Source organism: Pseudoalteromonas sp. CF6-2, from assembly GCF_021729425.1.
In the GTDB taxonomy this organism is placed as follows: Bacteria; Pseudomonadota; Gammaproteobacteria; order Enterobacterales; family Alteromonadaceae; genus Pseudoalteromonas; species Pseudoalteromonas arabiensis.
Genome location: NZ_CP091442.1, coordinates 1296113 through 1318742 on the forward strand (window position 1 = coordinate 1296113; position 22630 = coordinate 1318742).

General features: G+C 39.4%; 18 protein-coding genes. 11 read left to right on the top strand and 7 right to left on the bottom strand.

Going from position 1 to position 22630, the window contains the following annotated elements; genetic code table 11:
- Window positions 1–35 precede the first annotated feature (35 nt).
- Together L3Q70_RS05965 and L3Q70_RS05970 are read right to left on the bottom strand one after the other, a co-directional pair.
- Window positions 36–2033, bottom strand: coding sequence for a replication endonuclease (locus tag L3Q70_RS05965; protein ID WP_237115063.1), 1998 nt, complete (start codon window positions 2031–2033; stop codon window positions 36–38).
- Window positions 2034–2035: 2 nt separating this feature from the next.
- Window positions 2036–2290 carry a DNA-binding protein gene (locus tag L3Q70_RS05970; RefSeq protein WP_237115064.1) on the bottom strand — a complete coding sequence of 85 codons (255 nt, stop codon included), beginning with the start codon at window positions 2288–2290 and terminating at the stop codon, window positions 2036–2038.
- 279 nt (window positions 2291–2569) lie between these two features.
- Between L3Q70_RS05970 and L3Q70_RS05975 the strand changes: the two genes are divergently transcribed.
- Together L3Q70_RS05975 and L3Q70_RS05980 are read left to right on the top strand one after the other, a co-directional pair.
- Window positions 2570–2932 carry a hypothetical protein gene (locus L3Q70_RS05975; protein ID WP_237115065.1) on the top strand — a complete coding sequence of 121 codons (363 nt, stop codon included), beginning with the start codon at window positions 2570–2572 and terminating at the stop codon, window positions 2930–2932.
- A 73-nt stretch (window positions 2933–3005) separates the two neighbouring features.
- Window positions 3006–3995, top strand: a complete 990-nt coding sequence (locus L3Q70_RS05980) for a tyrosine-type recombinase/integrase (protein WP_237115066.1) — start codon at window positions 3006–3008, stop codon at window positions 3993–3995.
- On the opposite strand, the gene L3Q70_RS05985 is transcribed toward L3Q70_RS05980, so the two are convergent.
- Complete coding sequence (locus L3Q70_RS05985) at window positions 3996–4205, bottom strand: hypothetical protein (protein ID WP_237115067.1); 210 nt, start codon at window positions 4203–4205, stop codon at window positions 3996–3998.
- 37 nt (window positions 4206–4242) lie between these two features.
- Window positions 4243–5151 (bottom strand): DUF2971 domain-containing protein, encoded by a 909-nt coding sequence (locus tag L3Q70_RS05990; protein WP_237115068.1) that lies wholly within the window; start codon window positions 5149–5151, stop codon window positions 4243–4245.
- 468 nt (window positions 5152–5619) lie between these two features.
- Between L3Q70_RS05990 and L3Q70_RS05995 the strand changes: the two genes are divergently transcribed.
- From L3Q70_RS05995 to L3Q70_RS06005, 3 genes are all read left to right on the top strand, one after another.
- Window positions 5620–6324, top strand: a complete 705-nt coding sequence (locus L3Q70_RS05995) for a hypothetical protein (RefSeq protein ID WP_237115069.1) — start codon at window positions 5620–5622, stop codon at window positions 6322–6324.
- A 454-nt stretch (window positions 6325–6778) separates the two neighbouring features.
- Window positions 6779–7438 (top strand): AHH domain-containing protein, encoded by a 660-nt coding sequence (locus L3Q70_RS06000; RefSeq protein ID WP_237115070.1) that lies wholly within the window; start codon window positions 6779–6781, stop codon window positions 7436–7438.
- Window positions 7439–7443: 5 nt separating this feature from the next.
- Window positions 7444–8013, top strand: coding sequence for a hypothetical protein (locus L3Q70_RS06005; protein ID WP_237115071.1), 570 nt, complete (start codon window positions 7444–7446; stop codon window positions 8011–8013).
- Window positions 8014–8222: 209 nt separating this feature from the next.
- Here L3Q70_RS06005 and L3Q70_RS06010 read toward each other — a convergent pair whose 3' ends face one another.
- Entirely contained in the window at window positions 8223–8930 is a 708-nt protein-coding gene (locus tag L3Q70_RS06010; RefSeq protein ID WP_237115072.1) for an enoyl-CoA hydratase/isomerase family protein, read from the bottom strand.
- A 199-nt stretch (window positions 8931–9129) separates the two neighbouring features.
- Here L3Q70_RS06010 and L3Q70_RS06015 point away from each other — a divergent pair, with 199 nt between their 5' ends.
- Window positions 9130–9903, top strand: a complete 774-nt coding sequence (locus tag L3Q70_RS06015; RefSeq protein WP_228074444.1) for a sulfite exporter TauE/SafE family protein — start codon at window positions 9130–9132, stop codon at window positions 9901–9903.
- Here L3Q70_RS06015 and L3Q70_RS06020 read toward each other — a convergent pair.
- A complete protein-coding gene (locus L3Q70_RS06020; RefSeq protein ID WP_237115073.1) occupies window positions 9896–10534 on the bottom strand; it encodes an SDR family oxidoreductase in 639 nt (212 codons plus the stop codon). The genes L3Q70_RS06015 and L3Q70_RS06020 overlap by 8 nt on opposite strands.
- A gap of 156 nt (window positions 10535–10690) precedes the next feature.
- Between L3Q70_RS06020 and L3Q70_RS06025 the strand changes: the two genes are divergently transcribed.
- On the top strand, window positions 10691–12148 hold the full coding sequence (locus L3Q70_RS06025) for an OmpA family protein (RefSeq protein WP_237115074.1): 1458 nt from the start codon (window positions 10691–10693) through the stop codon (window positions 12146–12148).
- A gap of 27 nt (window positions 12149–12175) precedes the next feature.
- Here the strand turns inward: L3Q70_RS06025 and mnmC are convergent, their stop codons facing one another.
- Window positions 12176–14182, bottom strand: a complete 2007-nt coding sequence (mnmC, locus tag L3Q70_RS06030; RefSeq protein ID WP_237115075.1) for a bifunctional tRNA (5-methylaminomethyl-2-thiouridine)(34)-methyltransferase MnmD/FAD-dependent 5-carboxymethylaminomethyl-2-thiouridine(34) oxidoreductase MnmC — start codon at window positions 14180–14182, stop codon at window positions 12176–12178.
- Between the two features lie 180 nt (window positions 14183–14362).
- Here mnmC and fabB point away from each other — a divergent pair, with 180 nt between their 5' ends.
- The 4 genes from fabB (at window position 14363) to L3Q70_RS06050 (ending at window position 22499) form a co-directional block, all read left to right on the top strand.
- Complete coding sequence (gene fabB, locus L3Q70_RS06035) at window positions 14363–15577, top strand: beta-ketoacyl-ACP synthase I (RefSeq protein ID WP_062570633.1); 1215 nt, start codon at window positions 14363–14365, stop codon at window positions 15575–15577.
- A gap of 161 nt (window positions 15578–15738) precedes the next feature.
- Entirely contained in the window at window positions 15739–16860 is a 1122-nt protein-coding gene (locus tag L3Q70_RS06040; RefSeq protein ID WP_237115076.1) for a 4-phosphoerythronate dehydrogenase, read from the top strand.
- A gap of 31 nt (window positions 16861–16891) precedes the next feature.
- A complete protein-coding gene (locus tag L3Q70_RS06045; protein WP_062570635.1) occupies window positions 16892–17908 on the top strand; it encodes an aspartate-semialdehyde dehydrogenase in 1017 nt (338 codons plus the stop codon).
- 322 nt (window positions 17909–18230) lie between these two features.
- A complete protein-coding gene (locus L3Q70_RS06050) occupies window positions 18231–22499 on the top strand; it encodes a FimV/HubP family polar landmark protein (RefSeq protein ID WP_237115077.1) in 4269 nt (1422 codons plus the stop codon).
- The last annotated feature ends 131 nt before the right edge of the window (window positions 22500–22630 follow it).

Sequence of the window (22630 nt, forward strand, 5' to 3'; positions counted from 1 at the left end):
TCTCCATTTGGGTTTAATTTTATTAATAGTTACACTTAATGACACAAGTCCAAGTCCAAGGGCGCGACTTCGTCGCTTGAAACATTAGAAGCCAAAGCTTCGTAGTCCATGAATAAGCACATGTTTTGGTAGTCTTCGATTGCACAAGACTCTAGGAACTGCATATCCTCTTCACTAGGTGAAAATAAGCGGCCGTCATCGTGCCAACCTTGTATTTGTTCTGATACACCGCACATGATTTTGCGTTGTGCTTTAAGGTCAGTTTCGGTCAGTATTTGAGTTGTACCACGGCGAGTGATTACAACAATAGAATCCCAAGCAACACCTAAAATTCGATTAGCTGGTTGGTCTCCGTATTTCGTAGCAAAATAAGGAGATTTAGATTCTGAGCGGCTTATTTCACCTGTAATACGGTCAACGATGTCGGGAATTTGGTAATGAATGCGTAGTGTTTGTTCTTTACGCTTAACCTGTACGCCACCCATCGCTAAACAAAAGGCTTTCCAATCTGATGAGTCAGCAGCGTGACGAACCTTTTCAAGTGCATACTTTGAAACTGTATCTAGAGTTGTATTCATTGCGTTTGCAACCTCACATTTGCCAGTATCACCTTGGCCTAATCGTCTAAGTTCACGCCAAAGGGTGACAGAGGGGCCACCAATCTGCTGAAAACGTCTAATGTCGAAAGTGCTAGCCCAAGTAGATGCTCGTTCTGCGGCATCTGCTGGGAGTATTTTCATTTCACCACCTTGAGGGCAAATCACTTTATCAATACTGTCACCAGTCACAGCTTTAGTTATGTATTTAGCTATGTAACCAGCGGCAGAACCTTTACTTTTGATAATTCTAATAGGCTTAAAGCGAGTTTTACTGGTTCTAAATTCTGTCGGGGTATCTTCCGTGCATAGTTTTCTCAAAATTGCGCGAACTTGTATTGCATCCCCTTTTTCCATGAATAAAAGCATGTGCCAGTGTGGACAACCGTCATGATGTGGTTCAACTACACGGAATCCATAAGGGCGTAAATTTTGTTTTGAGAATAAGGCGCGGGCACGTTTCCAAATACCGTTAAAGTACTCTTGAGCCTGTTGTGGTGTTGAGCCGTTATATTTATTGTTGGGTATACCAGTGTGATGGACTGCGTGATAGCGACTAGGTGCTGATAATGTGTAAAACTCACCACGATGACCGTGCATATCAGCTAGTTCTTCAAAGCCTCGGATACGAACCATAAGCTCGGCCGCTTGTTGTTTACCTGATGTATGTGAACGTTCAATAATTGATTGTAATGTATCAAATTCATCAAAAGGGTTAGCACCATCTGGTACAACAAATAAATTTGACATTATTTCAGCTGAATTACGCTTTCTTTCTCTACGATTCTGGATAGTGTGTTGTGAGACATAGGCACTTGCTTTCTTATGTACAAGTCGTAAGTCGCGAGCTAATTGTTCAATTGTGAATGCCTGAATCTTTCGTAATTTGCGGCGCCAAAATATTGGGTCAGCAAATCTATTTAAAGCACCTTTAAGTGAGTCTGCGGATAAATTAGTGCAATAGGGCGAAATTAATTCAGTAGGCTGTATATTAAAAGAGGTTAAGTATTCAGAAAGTAATTGATAAATAGATAATTGATAACCGTGTTTGATAATTTTTAGTTCACAGTAACGCGCTTTTTGCTCAGCAATTTCTATTAATTCATCATCAGAGCAAGATAAATTAATATGACCATATTTAGATTTACCAATCGTTAGAACTCTATCAGCTGCTTTTAAACGCTTTTTTGCTTCTGCTAGATTATTAAATTTCTTAGCAAGAAAATATCCAGTAGTCATCATGTGTGCAAGGTTTGAATGACGCTCAAAAATACGATTACGCCATGATTCAAAATCAAAAAAACGCTCTTTCAATGGTTTTGAAATATGTTCAAATCTATCTTTTTCAGTGCTCGAAAAGCGTAAGCTAGCAGTTAAACCTATTGCAGCATTTAGAGGGAAAATTTCTGAATATTGCTGAGCTGATAAGATAGTCATTTCTAAACCTGCTTATCTGAAGTTAAGGCCATATCAATATTTGCGGCTTTGGCTGCTTCGGCATAAAGCGCAATCATGTTGATATACTTTTTTACTCTTGCAGGGTTTTCACTTGGCGAGCATGGAGGTGTATAAGTTGGCAATCTTCCTGCAAATACGGCATTAACAACGTCTTTTACTGTTATTCCTTGTAATCGTGCATACTCTTGGTATGTCAGGATAGGTGCTGGAATTGATAAAATAAGTTTCTCATTCATGATTAATATCTCTATCCTTTGCTCTCGAAGACATGAAATATAATACACGGATATATAAAATATACAATATGTCCTATTTGGGATATATTATATATATCTCAAGCAGAATATATTGCAATAAATAACGTATGTCTTGTTTGGGATATACTAAGATATGTAATTTATATCCTATTTGAGATATACTTTATTAAACAATCAGATTTTCTATACGGCTTTCATTTAAGTACGTGTAATGCCTTTTATGTTTATATGATTTCTAAAATGAAAAAGTGAATTTTGATGAAAAAAGAACTGAAAAGTACAAAGGAAGTTGTTGAAACTATTAAGCTTATTTATGGGTTTAAAACATTGAGTGATGTTTCTATTTACTTTGGTAAACAAAGAAATTGGGCTACACAGATGATTCAAAAAGAGTCCATTCCATACCCTCAATGTGTTCAAGCATGTAATGAAAAAGGCGCTTCTATGGACTTTATTTTGTATGGAGTTGAGGCTCCTGTTTTTGATAAAAAAATCATACTTGAACAAATAGTAGAGGGGTTGTCTGAGAGTGTTGAGCTTGGAATATTACCTAATTTGAATAAAGATAAATTAACAAGCACAGCAGTTATTGTGATGAAGGGAATTGAGAAATCAGTTTAGTTTTAGGTATGTAATAGTTTAAGCTTGCGTAAGAAATTGCATATTAAACGCATGTTTATACCTGAGAAATTAAATGACAATCAAAAAAGTTGATGGTGGTTACAAAATTGATATTCGTCCGTGGGGTGCTGTTGGCCGTAGAATTAGAAAGGTTTTTCCTACTCGCGGCGAGGCGCAACGATTTGTAAATTATACTATTGCTGAGGCTGAGGATAAGCCTTGGAAACAAGAAAAAATTGATAGCCGTCACTTATCTGATTTAGTCCAGCTTTGGTACAAAGTGCATGGTCAAACTTATGCTTCACCGCAGCGGGCTTTAGCTAAATTAGAAATGATTTGTGAAGCGCTGAAAAATCCAATTGCTATGAACTTACAGGCTAAAGATTTTGTTAAATGGCGTGGTGAACGTATGTCGGGTGAAACGCCAATAAGCCCGAAAACTGCGAACAACGACCTTGTATTAATTAAGAGTATGTTTAATAAGTTAATTGAAGTAGGGGAGTTAAAATATCCAAATCCTTTAGCTGAAATTAAACCGTTCAAATTACAGCAAACCGAACTTTCATTTTTGATGGAAGACGAAATAATTACTTTGCTAAATGAATTAAAACGCTCTACTAATTCTCATATTTTAATCGTGTCTAAAATCTGTTTAGCTACAGGTTGTAGGATAAGTGAAGCGTGTAATTTAAAAGGTTCTCAGGTTATAAAATCAGGCGATAGCTACCGCATCACCTTTATTAATACCAAGGGTAAAAAGAACCGAACTGTGCCAATTAGTGAAAAGCTGTTTAATGAGATCCCTAAAAAGTCAGGGCCACTGTTTGCTGATTGTCGGAAAGCTTTTGAAAGGGCGGTAAATAAAACCGATATTAATTTACCCAAAGGGCAGTGTAGCCATGTTTTAAGGCATACTTTCGCAAGTCATTTTATGATGAACGGAGGTAATATTTTGGTACTACAGCAGATACTTGGTCATGCAAAGATTGAGCAAACCATGGTTTACGCGCACTTTGCACCAAGTCATTTAGAAGATGCTATCAAGTTTGGACCTAGAGTTTAACTATTCCCACCTTATAGTTCTATTGAATGGAGGATACATAGATGTGGAATCACTTATTGTGTAAGAGTTTACTTTTTCTCCATTCTGATCTAATTCATCATAGACATATATATCAGTATCCACACCTTTTTTTACTTTTCTATCAGTTGATATTAGCTTCAGGGTATGTGTCTCAGGTATACCTATTTTATTTTTATATTCTTGAGTCATAATAGTCCTTATTTACAAATTGTTAGTAAGTGATTTCCTATTTTCGTATTTTTCCTACACCATCTAAATATCCATCTAAAATACCCACATCATGCATCATTCTAAATGGGTTTATAGAAGCTTCATACCTATGTTCATCAGTGATAGCGCACCAAGAACATAAATTTTCTTTATCAGACTCTATAGGTTCTTTGCAATTATTGCAGTTATTTGGCGATAAATTTATCGATGAACCATCAAACTTATAAGTTAAACCTTGTGGGTTGAAAAAGTGAAAAGTAGGATTGGTTTTACCTATGGATGCTGAATAAAAATTACAACCTAAATCTATACATAACATTTTTGCATATTCAACTAAATTATCCTTGGCCATTGGACCAGAAATAATAGCTGTAACGCAACTTGAGGGAAAAGTGAAAATTAAATTATCATCAACTTCTTCATCTTCTAATACTAATCTTCTTTCGCTTTCATAAGACCAAAGTGTAGCTTTTGTAAAATATGCGGAGTGCATTATTGACTGCAAAAAAAAGTATATATCTCTTGGTTTTCTTCGGCCGTAAGCAAAATCAAATGACAAGTTAAGCTTAGGGTTTGGCTCATTTCTATAATCAACGTCATTGAGGTTAATGCGATCATTTGATTCTTTGAGTCTTTCTTCATCAATTTCTATAACGAACCCAGATGATGTTTCACCATAATGAGCCCACATAGGAGGTACTATTGGAGACCGAGAAAAGCAAGTAGTAGGTTTTTGAGGTACCTTATTTATTAATTCTTGATAAAACGCTAATCTCTCAGGGGAACTTCGATAGTCTATTGTTAGAAATAACTCAAAAGGGTCATTATAGTCTTTTGGATATGAGCATTTGAAACCACATTTGGTGATATCTGAGAAAACCTTATTCAAATCACCTGAGGCAATGTACTTGTACAGTTTTGACATTAAAGTAAATCCTTTTCTTAAGCTGTTCCTTATGTCCACATATTGCCCAAGTGCGATAGATAATACAAGATATAAGTAGACCACATAAGTATTTAACACTTTGATTATAAAGTAACTCATTGTTTTTATTGGTTGCAAGTAACAATCGAGGCTTTTCGGACGGGGTTCAAATCCCCCCAGCTCCACCACTTTAAAGTGATACAAAACAGCCAGTTAGAGCATTGAGCTTTAGCTGGCTTTTTTGTTCTCACAGTAATAGAAGCGGTTGTCATTTTTACAGATTCAAAAATGTGAGCGCGATATTAAATAAGATGTAATATGGCGTTTATCCTATCTTGCCAAAGGTCTTAGGGGTGGCTAAAAGTCAACAGCTTTATAGGGGTTAATTCCTCGCCTTGAGTATTAAACTTGATAATAGAAAACTTGTGTGCCACTTTAAATTAATAATTTTAATATAGGGAAATAGGCGTGTATATAAGAAATAGTTTATTTTTAACTTTGATGGTTTCAAGCTTGGGGGCTTGTGTTTCTGTGCCAGCCGCAAAAAACTATAGGGAGCAATCACTTACTGTTGCTGATTTTAGTATACCTCAACTTGGAACAGTTACCGAAGTTAGTGTAGGAGAAATTTTGCTTACCCAAGGGGAGAAACGTGTAGCTGAAGCTATTGAACTACAAAGTAGTGCATATCGCCCTCATAATGGTACTTCAAATCTATATGTTAAATCAGCAGAAAGTGATGAGTATGATTGGTACATTGATAGTAACAGTTCAGTATTTACAGATAAAGGTGGTTTAGCTACAAACGGAATAACGATCAAGAAACAAAAGGGTAGTGGTTACCTATGTCCCTTCCAAATTACTGGTGGAGGTTATTCGGCAGGTTACAATTGTTACAAAGAAGCCAAGTATACTATGCATGATAGTTATACAATAACCAGTATTAATTCATTCCAAAGATCACTAATTTATAATGGAAAGTCTGGAAGCAAAATCAACATTGCTTATCGAGAGTTCAGCAACAGCCTAGCTAGACCCGCTTTTAGCAATAACGTCGAATACGACATGTCTGAATCTAATATCATCGCTTACAAAGGAGCGGAATTGAAAATCCTTGAGTACACCAATACAAAGATAAAATATGAAGTTATCAAAAACTTTAATAGTCAGTAGCTCATAATTTTAAAGCTACTTTATTTATTCTTATAGTGGATTAGTTAAGTAGCTAGCTTTCTATTCATTAATTACTACTTCTTCCTTAAATAACCCTGTAAAACCTTACAATCAGATGGTTCTCGATTCTTAAATACTTGTAGAAAGTTGATTTTATAAGAGCTTTACAAGTCTAAAAATTAGTCTTTAAAAAATATTGTATTTATCTAGCTTCGCGCACAGAACGTGATAATAACCTTAAGATTAAGTTATCCTAGTGATTGAACTCGGAAAACCTAACATTTTTTCGATTGTCTGAGTGAATTACTCGTAGATTGAACACCTTTATGTATAGATAATTTGATGTCTCGGATTTTGAAGAAATTTTAAACAAACACGCTTGTGATTTGCACAAAAAAATAAAAAGTGGGATTATAAGAATCAATATGAATATTTACATTACAAGGAATGTTTTATGTATGCAATGCCAACTCGCCCCCAGAATCCCTCCGCTCAAGAATTACAGCTTTACAATTTTGAACTACTAGCTAGGAAGCATTATCAGACATTACTAAAAAATAATCCAAATTGTGTGGATACAAAGAAAGCTATGGCGAATGATATAGCTCATTTAAAAAAAGAAAGGGAAAAAATATTAAGACCTGCAGAAGCGAGGGCAATATTAGCCTCTTACAGAGCTAAGAATGAAAGTACAAGTATTGAAGAGAAAATGGAGGAGAAATATCGTCCTACAGCAGTTCTTCAAAATAATTTGAGAGCTGCAGGAGAAATGAAGCCTTCAGCCAGCCATGAAGCACATCACATAATATGTTGTAAAGGTCGTTGGGATCAGGCAGCAGTGATGAGGGCAAGGTTAAACTTACATTTCAATGGTATTGGGATTAACGACGCTAAAAATGGAGTTTGGCTTTTTAGCAACCCTAGTCGCAAAGAGTATGATTGGGCTACGCCAGATTCTCCTTCTCATAAGACTATACATACTAAAAAATATGAAACTTGGCTCGGTGATAACCTAGGGCGTAAAGAGCTCAGAGATGATAGAACCCAATTTATAAATGAATTAAGAATTGCCAAAATTCTAATAAAAGACGGTAACTTCCCTACGCTAGGATAACAGTCATGAAAGTATACAGAATTAATAGTAAGAATGACCAAGGTGATATATTAGATTTTGACCCTTACTCAATGTATCAATCATTAAAAGGCTATACAGACATTGCCGAAGCTGAGTTTATGATTAAAATTTTTGATTTACATGCTAACAATGACAGTATTTTTAATATCTGGCCAGATGTAATGTCTATAAAGCCATTGTCTGGTGATTATGAAAAAGTTGATATATATATCCAAGGTGGATTCTTAATACTATCAAAGGAAGCTTATGATTACTTACACCAATTTTTAAATGAGTATGGTGAGTTCCTTAAGATAGAAGTAAATGGCTTGGAAATGATGCTTTTTAACCTCCGTGTTTTTGGGAAAGAAGATCCTGACAAATGTATTGAGGATTACTCTAAAGGCTTGAGGAGTGGTTTTAAAAAATTTGCATTTATTAATGCAGACATAGAAAATAAATTGATATTTAAATCTAAATTATTAGATGGAATAGGTTTGTTTTGCGGTGAAGAATTTAAGCAATTAATTGAACTAAAAAGTTTCAGTGGTGTTGAATTTAATGAACTTAGCTAAATTTCTCTGTCATTCTACGAGTTCTACTTGGATTATAATAGTTATAATTGGCAACTTATAATCCAGCACCACTAACACTGACAAACTCTTTCATAGCATAACAATTAAGGCGTAACAGCTGGCTTTTAGGTGTCTCATTTAGACCCTATTTTAGCCTTTCGAACATAAAAACCTCTAAACTTGATAGTTTAGAGGCTCTCTTATAAGCATCACACAACTAACTGCACAGCATCGATGATGGGTTTATTTTCAATATCAATGGTGTCGATTATTTGTTTGTGTAGGCGCTTTTTGTGCTCGGCAAAAATAGCGCGTTTTTTATCGAATTGGCTGGCAAATTCAAGGGCGGTATTAAATAAGCTGTCGCTGTCTGCGCAGGCTTGTTCGATTATATGATCTTTTGCAAGTTCGTCGGCGGTTACTCGGCGGCCTGTGAGCATCATTTCGTTAAAGCGATAGTGTGGAATGGCTTTTTTAATAAAGGCTAGCATGCCTGGTAAAAACGGAATTGATAAATCTACTTCTGGAAAGCAGAAAAAACCACGGTTGCTTTGCATAAATCTAAAATCACACGCGCAGGCTAAAATAGCGCCGTTGCCAAACGCATGCCCATTGATGGCGGCAATTACTGGCATCGGAAATAGTAATAAACGCTTAAATACTGCGTCCATTGCATGCATAAAATCACTCACTTCGTCTAGCTTTTGCGCTTTTAAAGCGGGCATTAGCCAGTCTGTGTCTATGCCTAGGCTCCATGATTTTTCATCATTTGAAGTAATAACCAGTGCTTTGTGTGCAGGGTTGGCTTCAATGTCATTTAAGCAGTTTAAAAATGCCTTTGCAAAAGCAGGGTTGTGACGATTTTCACCTGCGGCCATGGTGAGTATGGCTACAGAGCCTTGTGTTTTGACGTTCATTAATTCCATGCAGGATGCTTTCTATTTTATCTTTGAGTGTGCTTAGTTATATACCATCAGCAGATGAAAATAAACCTCTAGTCCGACCAGTTGCATGCTTTTAAACTGATTACCTTTTAGTCTAAAGAGGTGTTTAAACAGTCGTTTAACTTTGCCGAGCATGTTAGTTTTGAATCAAATAACATGATAAAGCGACGTAATGGAATTAATGAGTTGGGAATTATTAGGTGGTGAGTTATTAAGTCCGATCAGCACAATTGTATTGATTGTTGTAGCCGGCTTTACATCGATGATCTCCGCTGCGTTTGGTGCGGGTGGTGGGTTAATGTTGCTAGTGATTATGGCGTCAATGCTACCTATGGGGGTGGTGATCCCTGTACATGGGTTAGTGCAGCTTGGTTCTAACGCCAATCGCTTTTTGTTTACCTTTAAGCATATTGATGCGGCGATGTTTATATACTTTTCATTAGGCGGTGTACTGGGCGCATTAGTGGCATCGTCTATTGTGACATCGATCCCGCTAGAGCTAATGAAGATTGTTGTGGCTGTGTTTGTGTTGTATTTACTTTGGGGCGTAACCCCAAAACTGAGAGAAACATCAAAACTATGGCGAGTGTTTGCAGGGCTTTGGACAAGCTTTACTTCGATGTTCGTGGGGGCAAGTGGCCCATTGGTTGGTAGCTGCTTATACGTGAATAATTACGACAAGCTTAAGTTTACAGCCACTTTTTCAAGCTGTATGACGGTTCAGCACACGCTAAAAGCGATTTTATACGGTGCAGTGGGCTTTGCATTTTGGCAATGGCTACCTTTGGTGATATTAATGATTTTAAGCGGTGCAATAGGCACATGGCTTGGCCTAAAATTATTGCACCGCATTTCATCCGACAAATTTAAAAAGATTTTTCGTTTAGTGTTAACTGTGCTTTCCCTGCAACTTGCTTGGCAAGGAATAAGCTACGCACTTAATTAAAAGCAGGTAATTCGTTTAATGGTTTATCGCCATTAAATAGCTCAAAAACCTGTGAGTTTTTAGACTCTTTCGTCGCAATATAGACTAACGCGTCGGCAACGTCTTCGCGATTGATAACAGCATCTTGACGTGTCGCTGGTCGGGTTGTTGTGAACACTCCTGTGGCCTTATCATCCAGTAACGTACCTGGTCTTATAATGGTGTGATTTAGCCCACTTTGTATGAGGTGTTGATCAGCCATATGCTTAGCTACTAAATAGGGCTTAATGCTGCTTTCGATGTTGTCTGGTGCATCTGCGCCAATTGAGCTCACCATAATAAAATGGTTCACTTTGGCATCTACTGCATAATTTATAGCTTTAACTGCGGCCCATAAATCAATGAGTAGTGTTTTGTCTGCACCCGTTGCGCCACCTGAACCCGCACTAAAAATCACTTGCTCTATTCCCTCAAAAGCACGACTAAAGTCGTTTTCAAGGTCTTGTTCAACAATGGTTAAATTATTGTGCTCAATACCGGCTAGCTTGTTTTTATCACGAACCAGTGCCACCACATCATTGCCTTCGCTCAGCATTTTTTGAGTGGTCATTTTACCGATTTGCCCACTTGCACCTATGATTAAGGTTTTCATTTCAAACTCCTTCTATCTATTGGGTAATTTTCGTCGTTAACTAAAGACCTTGGGGTATCTATTTATTTTTAAAGGGGGTAAATCAAACTTTGAATTAAAAAGTGAATTTTGGCATAGTCTAAACTAGGTACATGGATATTTTAAAAAGGACTCTAAGTGAAAACATTTTCAAAAGCCTTAGTATTACTAACGGCCATTTTTAGCTATTCAATCTCGGCAAAGCCCCTTATTTCACCTTACCCAAACAGTGAACTTGAAAGCTCAATTAATTTAGCAGGCGAGCAAACTAAATTGGTGAGCCAATTTGATATGACCCAAAAAACAGCAAATCGCTTTAGTTATACTGAGCATATTGGTGATGTTAGTCATAATTTATATGAAATTAAGAATGTGGCTACCCTTAAAGTGATTGAAAACTATAAAGCAGCGCTCATAGCAGATGGCTTTAAAATAGCTTACTCATGTGAACTTGAATCATGTGGTACAAGCAGCGATTTTGCTGACACAGTGAGCTATTTCAACCCGTATAATTACCACCGTAAACCTTATTATATTTATGCAACGAAAGGTGAAGCCCCTGACTTTGCAGTGACGGTTTTTACTGGTCAATATCAGAATAAAACCCGTGTTATGGTTTCTTCCGTGGCAGTAAAAGAGATTGAAACAGGGTTAATTAAAGCGGATGCAGCTGGCTTTGCAAAACAGCAAAATAACAACGTAGCTAAAGCAGCAAAAGATGATGAAAGAGGCTCTAAAGACCACCCATTATTAAGCCGTTACCCTGGTAGTTATATCGAATCATATGAACAGATTGACTATGAAGAGTTTTCGTTGCCAGTTGGTGCATTCGATACAAACACTAAACAATTACCTGTTGAAAAAGTGACAGGGGATATTACCCGCATTACCTATGTAATTAGGCAAGTATCAACACTTAAAATTTACCACAATTATGTATCTGCATTGATAAAAGAAGGGTTTGAAACGGTGTTTAGTTGTGAGCACCAAACCTGTGGCAAGGACAGAAAAGCAATACAAGCGCTCGGCGATCATATAGCAATAAAACAGGTGTACAACTATCACCGTCAGCCCCGTTATCAGCTAATGAAAAGTACAGTAGAGAACCAAACAACGTATGTCGGTTTTTTTGTTGGTAACTACCAAGGTAACACGCGTGTTCAACTTGTTGTCATTCGAACAGAGCCATTACAAGAGGGTCTAGTTAAAACCAACCCCGATCAGGTATTAAAACAACTAGAGCAAAAAGGGAAAGCGGCTATTTATGGTATTTTCTTTGATTACGACAAAGCAGATATCAAGCCTGAGTCAGCGGAATCATTAAAAGTGATTGCTGATGTTTTAAATAAAAATAAACGTTTAAACCTGTACGTGGTTGGTCACACCGATGATAAAGGCAGCCCTGAGTATAACTTAAGGCTGTCATCCAAACGTGCCAAAGCCGTTGTTAAAGCACTTGTGGCTCAATACGGTATTAAAGAATCGCGTTTAACAGGCTACGGTGTAGGGCCCTATGCACCTGCCGCAACGAACAAAAACGACTTAGGTCGTCAGATTAATAGGCGAGTAGAGCTTGTTGAACGATTAACGAATTAAACATGGCAGGGGCTTGTAAGCCCCTTGTTAAATTTTATTGCGAATAAGATCACGCACTATAAAGCGAGCAGGGTGAATCGCTTGGCTCACTCGCTCGCTAAATGGTCTTGGTTCATCATTCAAGCAGGCAATTAAATGCTCGGCACATAAAGGAGCGCTACAGAGTCCTCTCGCCCCAAATCCTGTGAGTATATGCAGCCCTTGCTGAGGTTTTTCTAAGGTTAGGTATTGATAGCGTTTACCTAGCCTTAAATTAGCAAATGCGCTGGTATAGTCACTTTGCTCTGCCCATTCACCAGCCATGGGCAGATGATCGATAAAGGTACATCTTACCGCGGCTTTTGCTGCGGTTATCTCACCTAAGGAGTTGGCAAACTCGCTGTTTGGGTAAAAGCTAAGTAATTGCTCGCGGTTTGTTTGGTTGTCTTGCTGTTTTACTTCGCGGCTTTTCGAGTTTTTTTCAAATGTCGCTCCCATGCAGTGATGGCCTTGATACTCAGGTGTAAAATAACCTTTGTGACAGAGCACGGTCTTTAAGTGCTTTGATGACGTACTAGCTTGAACATGGGAAACTTGCCCTCGAACGCCTACAACGGGTAATGCTTGAGTTTGGCTAAATTGGTCGCTGTGCTCACCAGCACAATTAATCACATCGCTAAATGGGCCAAATGTTTGCTCTTGTGTATGTAAAAGCCAACCTGCGGCGGTTTTTTCGAGCTGTTTAATATGGCAATTAAAATGACTGTTAATCGTGCTTAGTGAGTTGGCCGCATTAAATAGTGCTGTTACCAGTGCAGGTGGGTTGACCCAGCCGCCTTTTTCAAAAAATACACCTGAATAGCCTGTGTCAACACCAGCAATTTCATCACCTTCGCAGGCGCTAACATTACGCATTAGTTCAATTGGCCAGAGCTCTTTATTGGCAAGGTTTTGATGCTTATCGGCAAGGCCTTGTTTTACTGCATGTTGTAACACACCACACCATTGGTGAGGGTAGTCAAAGCCAGCATCAAGTAATTGCTGATAAAGGCGCATAGCATATAAAAAGCTATGGGCAAACATTTCGCTATGCGGTGAGTTCTTGGCTTGTAGGTGCGGGTAAACAGCGCCCTGAACATTATGTGAAGCGCCCATGGCAAGTGCTTCATCTTGGCAAAATAATGAGGTACTAATCCCTCTTTTAGCCAGTGAATATAGTACGCTGCTACTGGCTATACCGCCGCCAATCACAGCCACATTGTTTAACTTGCTCGTCTGGTGAGAAAAATAAGCAGGAGCAGATTGTTGCCCATTTGGCTTTGCTAATTCGCCAATGAGCATTTCACGTTTTTTACCATAGCCCTTCGCTTTGCCTATAGTAAAGCCAGCCTCTATTAAACCTCGTCTTACAAATCCTGCTGCGGTGAAGGTGGCAAGGGTGGCTTTGCTGCGCGAAATAGTGCGCATTTTATTAAATAGGCTCTGTTGCCACATATCGGGGTTTTTACTGGGGGCAAAGCCATCGAGGTACCAAGCATCAATGATGCCTTCACTTGTATAGCTCATAGCATCAATGCTGTCTTGTACATCGCCAAAGTAGAGATCAAGTACAACACGGCCATTAGCAAACTCGAGCCTGTGACATCCCGCTAAATTGATAGGGTAGTTTGCAATAAGTTGTTCACTATAAAGGGCTAGTGTAGGCCATGCCTTGAGTGCATCAGCAAGATCATCACGTTTAATTGGATATTTTTCAAACGAGATAAAATGTAAGCGTTTAACGGAGTTATTTAGATTAAGGTCGTGTTGATTTTGAACTTCTTGCTCTGCATGCTGCCATGTGTTTAAAAAGTTAAGCCCTGTACCAAAGCCCGTTTCGGCAATCACAAAGTGGTTGCGGTCATGATTTTGTAATCGTTGCGAGATATTGTTTTGTTGATAAAACACATAATGCGATTCAGCTAAGCCATCGTCATTGGAGAAATAAACATCGCCAAATTCATCGGCGACGGGTGTACCAAGGTGATTAAAATGAATATTTGCGTTTTTGATCATGACTTAACTAAATAACAACGAATTTTTTTTCATTATTTTACGTGTTTTCTTTGAAATAGTCTGGCGTTATTTATAAGCTACACATTCAGAGTACATGTGTACGCTAGAAAGCTGACCACTTCGAGAGTAATTTCAGCGTAAAATAGAACATAATTTAGTATATAGCTAAGGTAATTACCCATGAGAAGAGCCGTTATTACGGGCATCGGTGTTGTATCAAGCATCGGTAACAACAAAGAAGAAGTATTAGAATCATTAAAACAGGGTCGCAGTGGTATTGCGTTCAACCAAGAATTTGCTGATTACAACCTACGTAGTAACGTATCTGGCAAAATCGATATTGATGTTAAAGAATTTGTTGATCGTAAAGCAATGCGTTTTATGGGCGATGCGGCTGCATATGCCTATATCTCAATGGCACAAGCAATTGCAGATGCTGGCCTTAACGAAGAGCAAGTTTCGAACGAGCGCACAGGTTTATTGGTGGGTTCAGGTGGTGGTTCATCTAAATGGCAAGTAGAAGCGGCAGACATCCTACGTGAAAAAGGTGTAAAACGTGTAGGCCCGTACATGGTTCCACGTACAATGGCGAGCACCACCTCGGCGTGTCTGGCAACACCATTTAAAATTAAAGGTGTTAACTATTCAATTAGCTCTGCATGTGCGACATCTGCACACTGTATTGGTCATGCGGTTGAGCAAATTCAACTAGGTAAGCAAGACGTTATTTTTGCAGGTGGCGGTGAAGAACTGCACTGGACACTGGCAATGGAATTCGATGCAATGGGTGCATTGTCAACGAAATACAACGAAACACCAGAAAAAGCATCGCGTACGTACGATGCAAACCGTGATGGCTTTGTTATCTCTGGCGGTGGCGGTATCGTTGTTGTTGAAGAACTTGAACATGCGCTTGCTCGTGGTGCGCACATCTATGCAGAGATCACAGGTTATGGTGCAACGTCTGATGGTTACGACATGGTAGCACCATCAGGTGAAGGTGCTGTACGTTGTATGAAGCAAGCGATGCAAGGTATCGAAGGCGGTATTGATTATTTAAATACACACGGTACTTCAACACCTGTAGGTGATGTAAAAGAGTTAGGCGCAATCCAAGAAGTATTTGGTGGTAACTCTCCAATGATCAGTGCAACCAAAGCAATGACTGGTCACGCATTAGGTGCGGCCGGTGTTCATGAAGCGATTTTCTCACTACTTATGCTTGAAAATAACTTTGTAGCACCTTCAATTAATATTGATGAGTTAGATGAACAAGCACAAGGCTTAAACATCGTGACAGAGCGTCAAGATGTAGAATTAAATACTGTTATGTCTAACAGTTTTGGTTTTGGTGGAACGAACGCCACGCTTGTTATGAGCAAATACAAAGGTTAATTTTATCTTGTTTGAATGACAGCCGAGCTTTTGCTCGGCTTTTTTGTTTTTAAGCACGTCAGTTTTTTATAGATAACGGCAAAATCCTCAGAGCTGTTAACTATCCGAAAGCTGATTATTTAGTTACAATAGCGCCACTTTTCTGCTTCTCGGACACACAGATGAAAATTCTTGCAGATCAAAATATGCCATTGGTTGAGCAGTACTTTGCTGATTTTGGTGATGTTGAGCGATTTGATGGCCGTAACCTAAAGCCTGAGCAACTTAAAGGGGTTGATATACTTTTAACGCGTTCTGTTACAAACGTAGATAAAGCCTTATTAACTCAAGCAGATAAATTAAAATTTGTGGGTACAGCAACCATAGGTGTTGATCATATTGATACTGAATTACTTGCTGAGCGAAATATTGCCTTTAGCAGTGCACCTGGTTGTAATGCCGTGGCGGTTGCAGAGTACGTAATTAGTAGCCTATATGCTTTAAGCCAAGAAAATGCCAGCTCTTTGCAAGGTAAAACTCTTGGAATTGTAGGTGTTGGCAGCATTGGTAGTTGTTTACGCGATAAGCTAAGTCAGTTAGGAATGACACTTCTATTATGTGATCCGCCAAAGCACGAAGCAGGTGAACTCCCCAACCATACTGATTTAGACACTCTATTAGCTAATGCCGATATTGTTAGTTTTCATGTTCCTTTAGTGAAACACGGCCCACATAAAACATTGCATATGCTAGATAAAGCACGCCTGAGCGCACTTAAGCCAGGTATGACCATTATTAATGCAAGCCGTGGCGATGTGATTGATAATCAAGCGTTACTTGACGTGTTTGAACAAGGTGCAAAATTAGACTGTGTACTTGATGTATGGGAAAACGAACCCACTATATTGACCCCTCTGCTTGATCACGTGCGCTTTGCCAGCGTACACATTGCAGGGCATACACAGGAAGGAAAAGCGCGCGGTACGCAAATGCTTTACCAAAAAGTCTGTGAACTAGAAGGGGTTGCTGCACTTAAATCGTTAGAAGATTTTCTACCAGAACCTATTTGCCATGCCGTCACACTAGGCGAAACATTTTGCTTGGATGATATCGGCCGACTGGTGCATTTAATTTATGATGTGCGTCGTGATGATGGTATCTTGCGCAGCAAGCTTAGTAGTGAGGGCTTTGATAGTTTACGTAAAAATTATCCGCCACGACGTGAGTTTAATACTTTGTCGGTGGCCGCAAACAGTGCGTGTGAAGCTACATTAGCTGCACTGGGATTTAGAATTAATGAATAGAGCATCTGCTTTATTCTCATGAGGAAAACACATGTCGCAAAAATTTAATGTTGCAGTTTTAGGTGCCACAGGTTTAGTAGGTCGCCAAATTATCGATACGTTAGAAGATCGTAAGTTCCCAGTTGACCAATTATTTTTACTTGCAAGCAGCCGTAGCGCAGGTGAAGAAATTCAATTTCGCGGTGAAGCGATTGAAGTACTTGATGTAGAGGGGTTTGACTTTAGCCAAGCACACATTGGTTTATTCTCAGCTGGTGGCAGTGTCTCTGAAAAGTATGCACCAATAGCTGCAGAAGCAGGGTGTGTTGTTATCGATAACACATCGCACTTTAGAAACGATTTTGATGTACCCCTTGTTATTCCTGAAGTGAATGCATCAAGCTTAGCTGATTTTAGAAACCGTAATATTATTGCCAACCCAAATTGCTCGACCATTCAAATGCTAGTGGCATTGAAACCAATTTATGATGCCTACGGTATTGATCGTATCAATGTGTCTACCTACCAAGCCGTGTCAGGTGCAGGTAAAGAAGCGGTTGATGAGCTGGCAAAACAAACAGCAAACTTAATGAATGCACGCCCTATGGATAATGCTGTTTTTCCTAAACAGATTGCGTTTAACGTTATTCCTCAAATCGATAGTTTTGAAGACAATGGCTACACGCGTGAAGAAATGAAAATGGTAAACGAAACACAGAAAATCCTTGGTGATAGCAGTGTTGTTGTTAACCCTACGTGTGTGCGTGTGCCAGTATTTTTTGGCCACAGTGAAGCAATTAACATTGAAACGCGTATGCCGGTTGATTTAGAACATGTAAAACAGTTACTACATGATGCCGAGGGGGTTGAGCTTATTGATGATTTAGCCGATTACCCAACAGCGGTCTCTGATGCAAGCGGCAACGATACTGTTTACGTAGGTCGTCTGCGTGCAGATATTTCTCATCCGCACGGACTAAATATGTGGGTTGTGAGTGATAACACTCGTAAAGGCGCAGCCACAAATAGTGTGCAAATTGCAGAAGAGCTAATTGCAAACTATCTTTAAATCTGATGATTTAGGCTGAATTAAAAACGGAGAAAGCGGCGAGTTGCCGCTTTTTTTGTGAATTCACTGCCAAATTATTGCCGCATACGCCGTAAAAGCGTATAAACTTAACCATAACAATAAAAATATATCTCAGCCGCGATTATTTAAGCTATTTACTATCAATGTGTTGCAATAGATATTGTAGCCCAACTGGTTTATAGTTTGCAGCTGGAATAGAGTTTGCAAGAAAACATAATTAAGAATTCAATTCTGCAAGAATTACTCAATGTTTAAGCAACGACAGTTGCTGCGTTAACATTTAAAACACGAAAGGATCAGCATGCGCGGTTTAGCTACACTCTTTTTATTAGCGTCTGCATTGGTGATAACACCAACTTACTCTAATGAAGGCACCACTCTTAAAGGCCCCAAAGGTGTCGATTATGGTGCGCAGGGGCGCTCAATTGGTCCAATTAAGCCGACCGATACTTTATGGCGTATTGCGGCTAAAGTTCGCCCTGATAACTCAGTGAGTATCTATCAAGTCATGCAGGCTCTGTATGAGAAAAATCCATCATCGTTTCTTGATCAAAACCTTAATCACATGCGTGATGGCGCCTATCTTAAAATCCCTACAATTGCGGAAATGCGAGCTGTTAACGCAACGCTTGCAAAAGCACGTTCTGAGCAAGACGATGAATTATGGGAGAGAAAGAAAAATGGCACGTTAACGACAGCACAAATTAATGAATCTCAAAAGAAAGTAACGCAAGCCCGTAAAGTTGATGTTGATGAAGCTAAACAAGAGTTAAAGCAAGAAATTAACACCATTAAAGCTGAGCAGGGTACACAACTGGTTGAGTTGCAAAAGCAATTTAAGTCCTCTGTAGAAAATGTTGAAGAGATTTTAGAAGAGAACAATAAGTTAAAAAACCAACTTACGGGTATTTCTAAAGAGCTTGAAACTGTTCGTAATCAGCTTGGCCAAGATAGCGAAATTCAAAAGCAACTTAAAGAGCTGATTGATAAGCAAAACGAAATAATTGAGCAGCAAAGAGCAAAAAAGATTGAACAGGACAGTGGGATTAACTTTTCGTCTCTTTTGAGCAACCCATTTGTTCTGGGCGCATTAATGTTTATTCCTGCATTACTGGTTATTGGCGGCGTGATTATGTTTTTGAAAAAACGCAACCGCAGTGAACCAGAGTCGACAGATGACGATGAGTTTTTGCCGCAGAGCCCAAGCTTCTCTTCCGAAGAAGAGCTAGATCCTATAATTGACTCTGATCCGCTTGTACCTGAGCCTGAGCAAGATAGCGATGATCTCAGTGTTCGTCTAGATGATGACGATTTAGAGCAAGATATGCTGCCTGATGATGACATTATTTTTGATGACAGCATAGATGATGCCTTTGATGAAGACGATGACAATGTTTTAAATCAAGACGAGCTTGAAGGACTCTTGAGTGACGATATTGTCTTTAATGATGATACGCCAGAACAAGCGATTGAAGATGATGAACTTGATTCATTCTTACAGCAAGACTTTGACCAATCTGATGATGACGGCTTAGGCGATGAAATTGATCTCGATAGCGAAGCATCAGGTGCAGACACTTCTGGTGATATTTTAAGCGCCGATGATATTGATAATTTATTTGAAAACGATGACAGCCTTGATGATTCGCTTGAATCAAGCTCTTCAAATGATGAAATGGCCGCCTTAAGTGAAGAACTTGCCGAAGAAGACTTTGATATCGATAGCTTGATTGATGAGCAACAAGACGCAGCAGATGATACACAAGCAAGTATTGATAACGATGATATTGATGATCTACTCGACGAACCTTCAACTGAGCCTGATGCGGAACTGATCGATGAAGACGATTTCGATATAGATAGTTTAATCGATGAAGCACAAACAGACGACTCTGAACCAGCACCTGTTGAAGAAGGTGATCTTGTTGATGTAGATGAAGCAGAGGATGCCTTTGACCTAGATGATATTGACTCACTTATCGACGAAGCCGCAGAAGAGCAAAACGATGAACAAGCTCCAGTTGAACCAGACGCTGATGCACTCGTTGATGAAGATGAAATAGAGGACGACTTTGACCTAGATGACATTGACTCACTTATCGACGAAGCCGCACAAGATCAAAACGATGAACAAGCTCCAGTTGAGCCAGACGCTGCTGCACTCGTTGATGAAGATGAAATAGAGGACGACTTTGACCTAGATGATATCGACTCTCTTATCGACGAAGCTGCAGAAGAGCAAAACGATAAACAAGCTCCAGTTGAACCAGACGCGGATGCACTCGTTGATGAAGATGATATTGAGGAAGGCTTTGATTTAGATGATATTGACTCACTTATCGACGAAGCCTCAGAAGAGCAAAACGATGAACAAGCTCCAGTTGAACCAGACGCTGATTCACTCGTTGATGAAGATGACATTGATTTAGATGATATTGACTCACTCATTAACGAAGCCGCAGAAGATCAAAACGATGAGCCAACACAGGTAGAGCCAGATGCGGATGCACTTGTTGATGAAGACGAGATTGATGATGCACTCGATGTCGATGATATTGACTCACTCATCGATGAAACCGCACAAGAGCAAGCGGATGAGCCAGCACACGTTGAGCTAGATGCGGATGCACTTGTTGATGAAGACGAGATTGATGATGCACTCGATGTCGATGATATTGACTCACTTATCGATGAAGCCGCAGAAGAACAAAGCGATGAGCCTGCATACGTTGAGCCAGACGCGGATGCACTTGTTGATGAAAATGAGATTGATGATGCACTTGATGTCGATGACATTGACTCACTTATCGATGAAGCCGCACAAGAGCAAGCGGATGAGCTAGATGCTGATGCACTTGTTGATGAAGACGAGATTGATGACGCACTTGATGTCGATGATATTGACTCACTCACCGATGAAGCCGCAGAAGAGCAAGCAGATGAGCCAGATGCGGATACATTTGTTGATGAAGACGACATTGATGATGCACTCGATGTTAAAGATATTGACTCACTTACCGATGAAGCTGAAGAGCAAGCGGATGAGCCAGCACACGTTGAGCCAGATGCAGATGCACTTGTTGATGAAGACGAGCTTGATGATGTACTCGATGTCGATGATATTGACTCGCTTACCGATGAGGATGAATTAGATGATTCACTCAATGGTGATGACGAATTAGCGCTTGATGATATTGATGAGCTAATACAAGAGGCAAATGAATTAAAGCAAGATACGCAAGCACAAATTTCAGAACTCTCTGATTCAGAGCCCTTATCTGAGCATGATGAAAATCTCACTGATTCTCTCGAAGATCTTGCTGATGCAGAACAAGCAATTGATGATGCCCGCGTAGAGGAGCTTGCATCGGAGTTAAACGATGATGCAGACATTGACGAAGTTGATATTGATGAAGCTATCAATACTGACTTTAGTGAAAACAGTGATGACTTGCTAGATGATGACGACAGCTTAGATGAATATGATGATCCATCATTAAAGAGTGTGGATGAGCTTCTTAGCGAAATTGGTGAAGAGGAAGAGTATGTCGCTGCACCTGACTGGTCAATAGATGAACCAAATGAAGATTTTGAAGAAGTAGAAATCGATCTTGGCGATGATCCGCTCGCTGAAGAAGAGCCTGTCGATGACGTTGATTTAGACGCTGACGATGAGCCATTGTCACAAGATATGGTTACCCCAAGCCAAGAGTTGGAAGAGTATCCAGAGCTTGAATTTGATGAATTAGAAGCAGACGAGATTGTCGACGAAACAACCAATGAAACAGAGTTAACCCCGAGTCAAGCAGAGCAAGACTTAGCAGACTCTCTTGCCACGGCGAGTGTCGATCAGCTAGACGATGACTTTGACGATGAGATTCTCATCGACAATGAGTTTACAGAAGATGACTTACTTGACTCTGATGACGAGAACACACAAGAAGATGATAACCTACTTGATTTAGGTACTGAGCACGAACAGGAGCAGACATTAGCTGATAAAGAGCCAGCTTCAACGGATGACTTTAGTGATATTTCAGATGATGATATCGATGATGATTTCATGGCTGACCTTACGCAAACAGACTTTGATGCGTTATTGAATGAACTTGCCGAACCTGATGATAGCCATGTTGCCGATGCCAGTGAATTTGATGTTGATTTTAATGCGCTTCTAAATGAAGACCTACAAATTGACGACTTAAATAATGATGAGCTAGAAGCTACAGAATCTGAGAGCACTTCAACAGAGACTTCGGTCAGTGATGAGTTTGTGGATATTGATTCACTGCTAGAGCAAAGTGATGATGAAGCGCTTGATTACGAGCCTTATGACGATGTGGATATGGATGTCGGCTTAAGTGACTTTAATGATTTACTAGCAGGTGATAACCCAACAGACGTTGATGCAGAGAGCGGTGGTTATTCTGCCAAGCTTGATTTAGCAAGAGCATATATTGAAATTGACGATTTTGATTCAGCTTTACAGGCTATTGAAGATGTCATCAACAACGGCCCAGATGAAGTGCAAGCAGAGGCACAGTCGCTAAAGGCGAAGCTTAACGGGTAAAGTCATTTTTGACTAGAAAAACGAGCTATTTGAAGTGACCCCCACTCGTTGGATAATCCAATTACTGGGGGTCTTTTTATATCCAAACTCATCGTGCTTCATATGCTGAAAAAATTGACTTTTGCCTAGTT

Bases quoted from the DNA above. Each gene is read 5' to 3' on its own strand.
- L3Q70_RS05990 (WP_237115068.1), bottom strand. From the start codon at position 5,151: ATGTCAAAACTGTACAAGTACATTGCCTCAGGTGATTTGAATAAGGTT.
- L3Q70_RS05985 (WP_237115067.1), bottom strand. From the start codon at position 4,205: ATGACTCAAGAATATAAAAATAAAATAGGTATACCTGAGACACATACC.
- L3Q70_RS06045 (WP_062570635.1), top strand. From the start codon at position 16,892: ATGTCGCAAAAATTTAATGTTGCAGTTTTAGGTGCCACAGGTTTAGTA.
- L3Q70_RS06000 (WP_237115070.1), top strand. From the start codon at position 6,779: ATGTATGCAATGCCAACTCGCCCCCAGAATCCCTCCGCTCAAGAATTA.
- L3Q70_RS06050 (WP_237115077.1), top strand. From the start codon at position 18,231: ATGCGCGGTTTAGCTACACTCTTTTTATTAGCGTCTGCATTGGTGATA.
- fabB (WP_062570633.1), top strand. From the start codon at position 14,363: ATGAGAAGAGCCGTTATTACGGGCATCGGTGTTGTATCAAGCATCGGT.
- L3Q70_RS06020 (WP_237115073.1), bottom strand. From the start codon at position 10,534: ATGAAAACCTTAATCATAGGTGCAAGTGGGCAAATCGGTAAAATGACC.
- L3Q70_RS06005 (WP_237115071.1), top strand. From the start codon at position 7,444: ATGAAAGTATACAGAATTAATAGTAAGAATGACCAAGGTGATATATTA.
- L3Q70_RS06040 (WP_237115076.1), top strand. From the start codon at position 15,739: ATGAAAATTCTTGCAGATCAAAATATGCCATTGGTTGAGCAGTACTTT.
- L3Q70_RS05970 (WP_237115064.1), bottom strand. From the start codon at position 2,290: ATGAATGAGAAACTTATTTTATCAATTCCAGCACCTATCCTGACATAC.
- mnmC (WP_237115075.1), bottom strand. From the start codon at position 14,182: ATGATCAAAAACGCAAATATTCATTTTAATCACCTTGGTACACCCGTC.
- L3Q70_RS05980 (WP_237115066.1), top strand. From the start codon at position 3,006: ATGACAATCAAAAAAGTTGATGGTGGTTACAAAATTGATATTCGTCCG.
- L3Q70_RS06010 (WP_237115072.1), bottom strand. From the start codon at position 8,930: ATGAACGTCAAAACACAAGGCTCTGTAGCCATACTCACCATGGCCGCA.
- L3Q70_RS05975 (WP_237115065.1), top strand. From the start codon at position 2,570: ATGAAAAAAGAACTGAAAAGTACAAAGGAAGTTGTTGAAACTATTAAG.
- L3Q70_RS05965 (WP_237115063.1), bottom strand. From the start codon at position 2,033: ATGACTATCTTATCAGCTCAGCAATATTCAGAAATTTTCCCTCTAAAT.
- L3Q70_RS06015 (WP_228074444.1), top strand. From the start codon at position 9,130: ATGGAATTAATGAGTTGGGAATTATTAGGTGGTGAGTTATTAAGTCCG.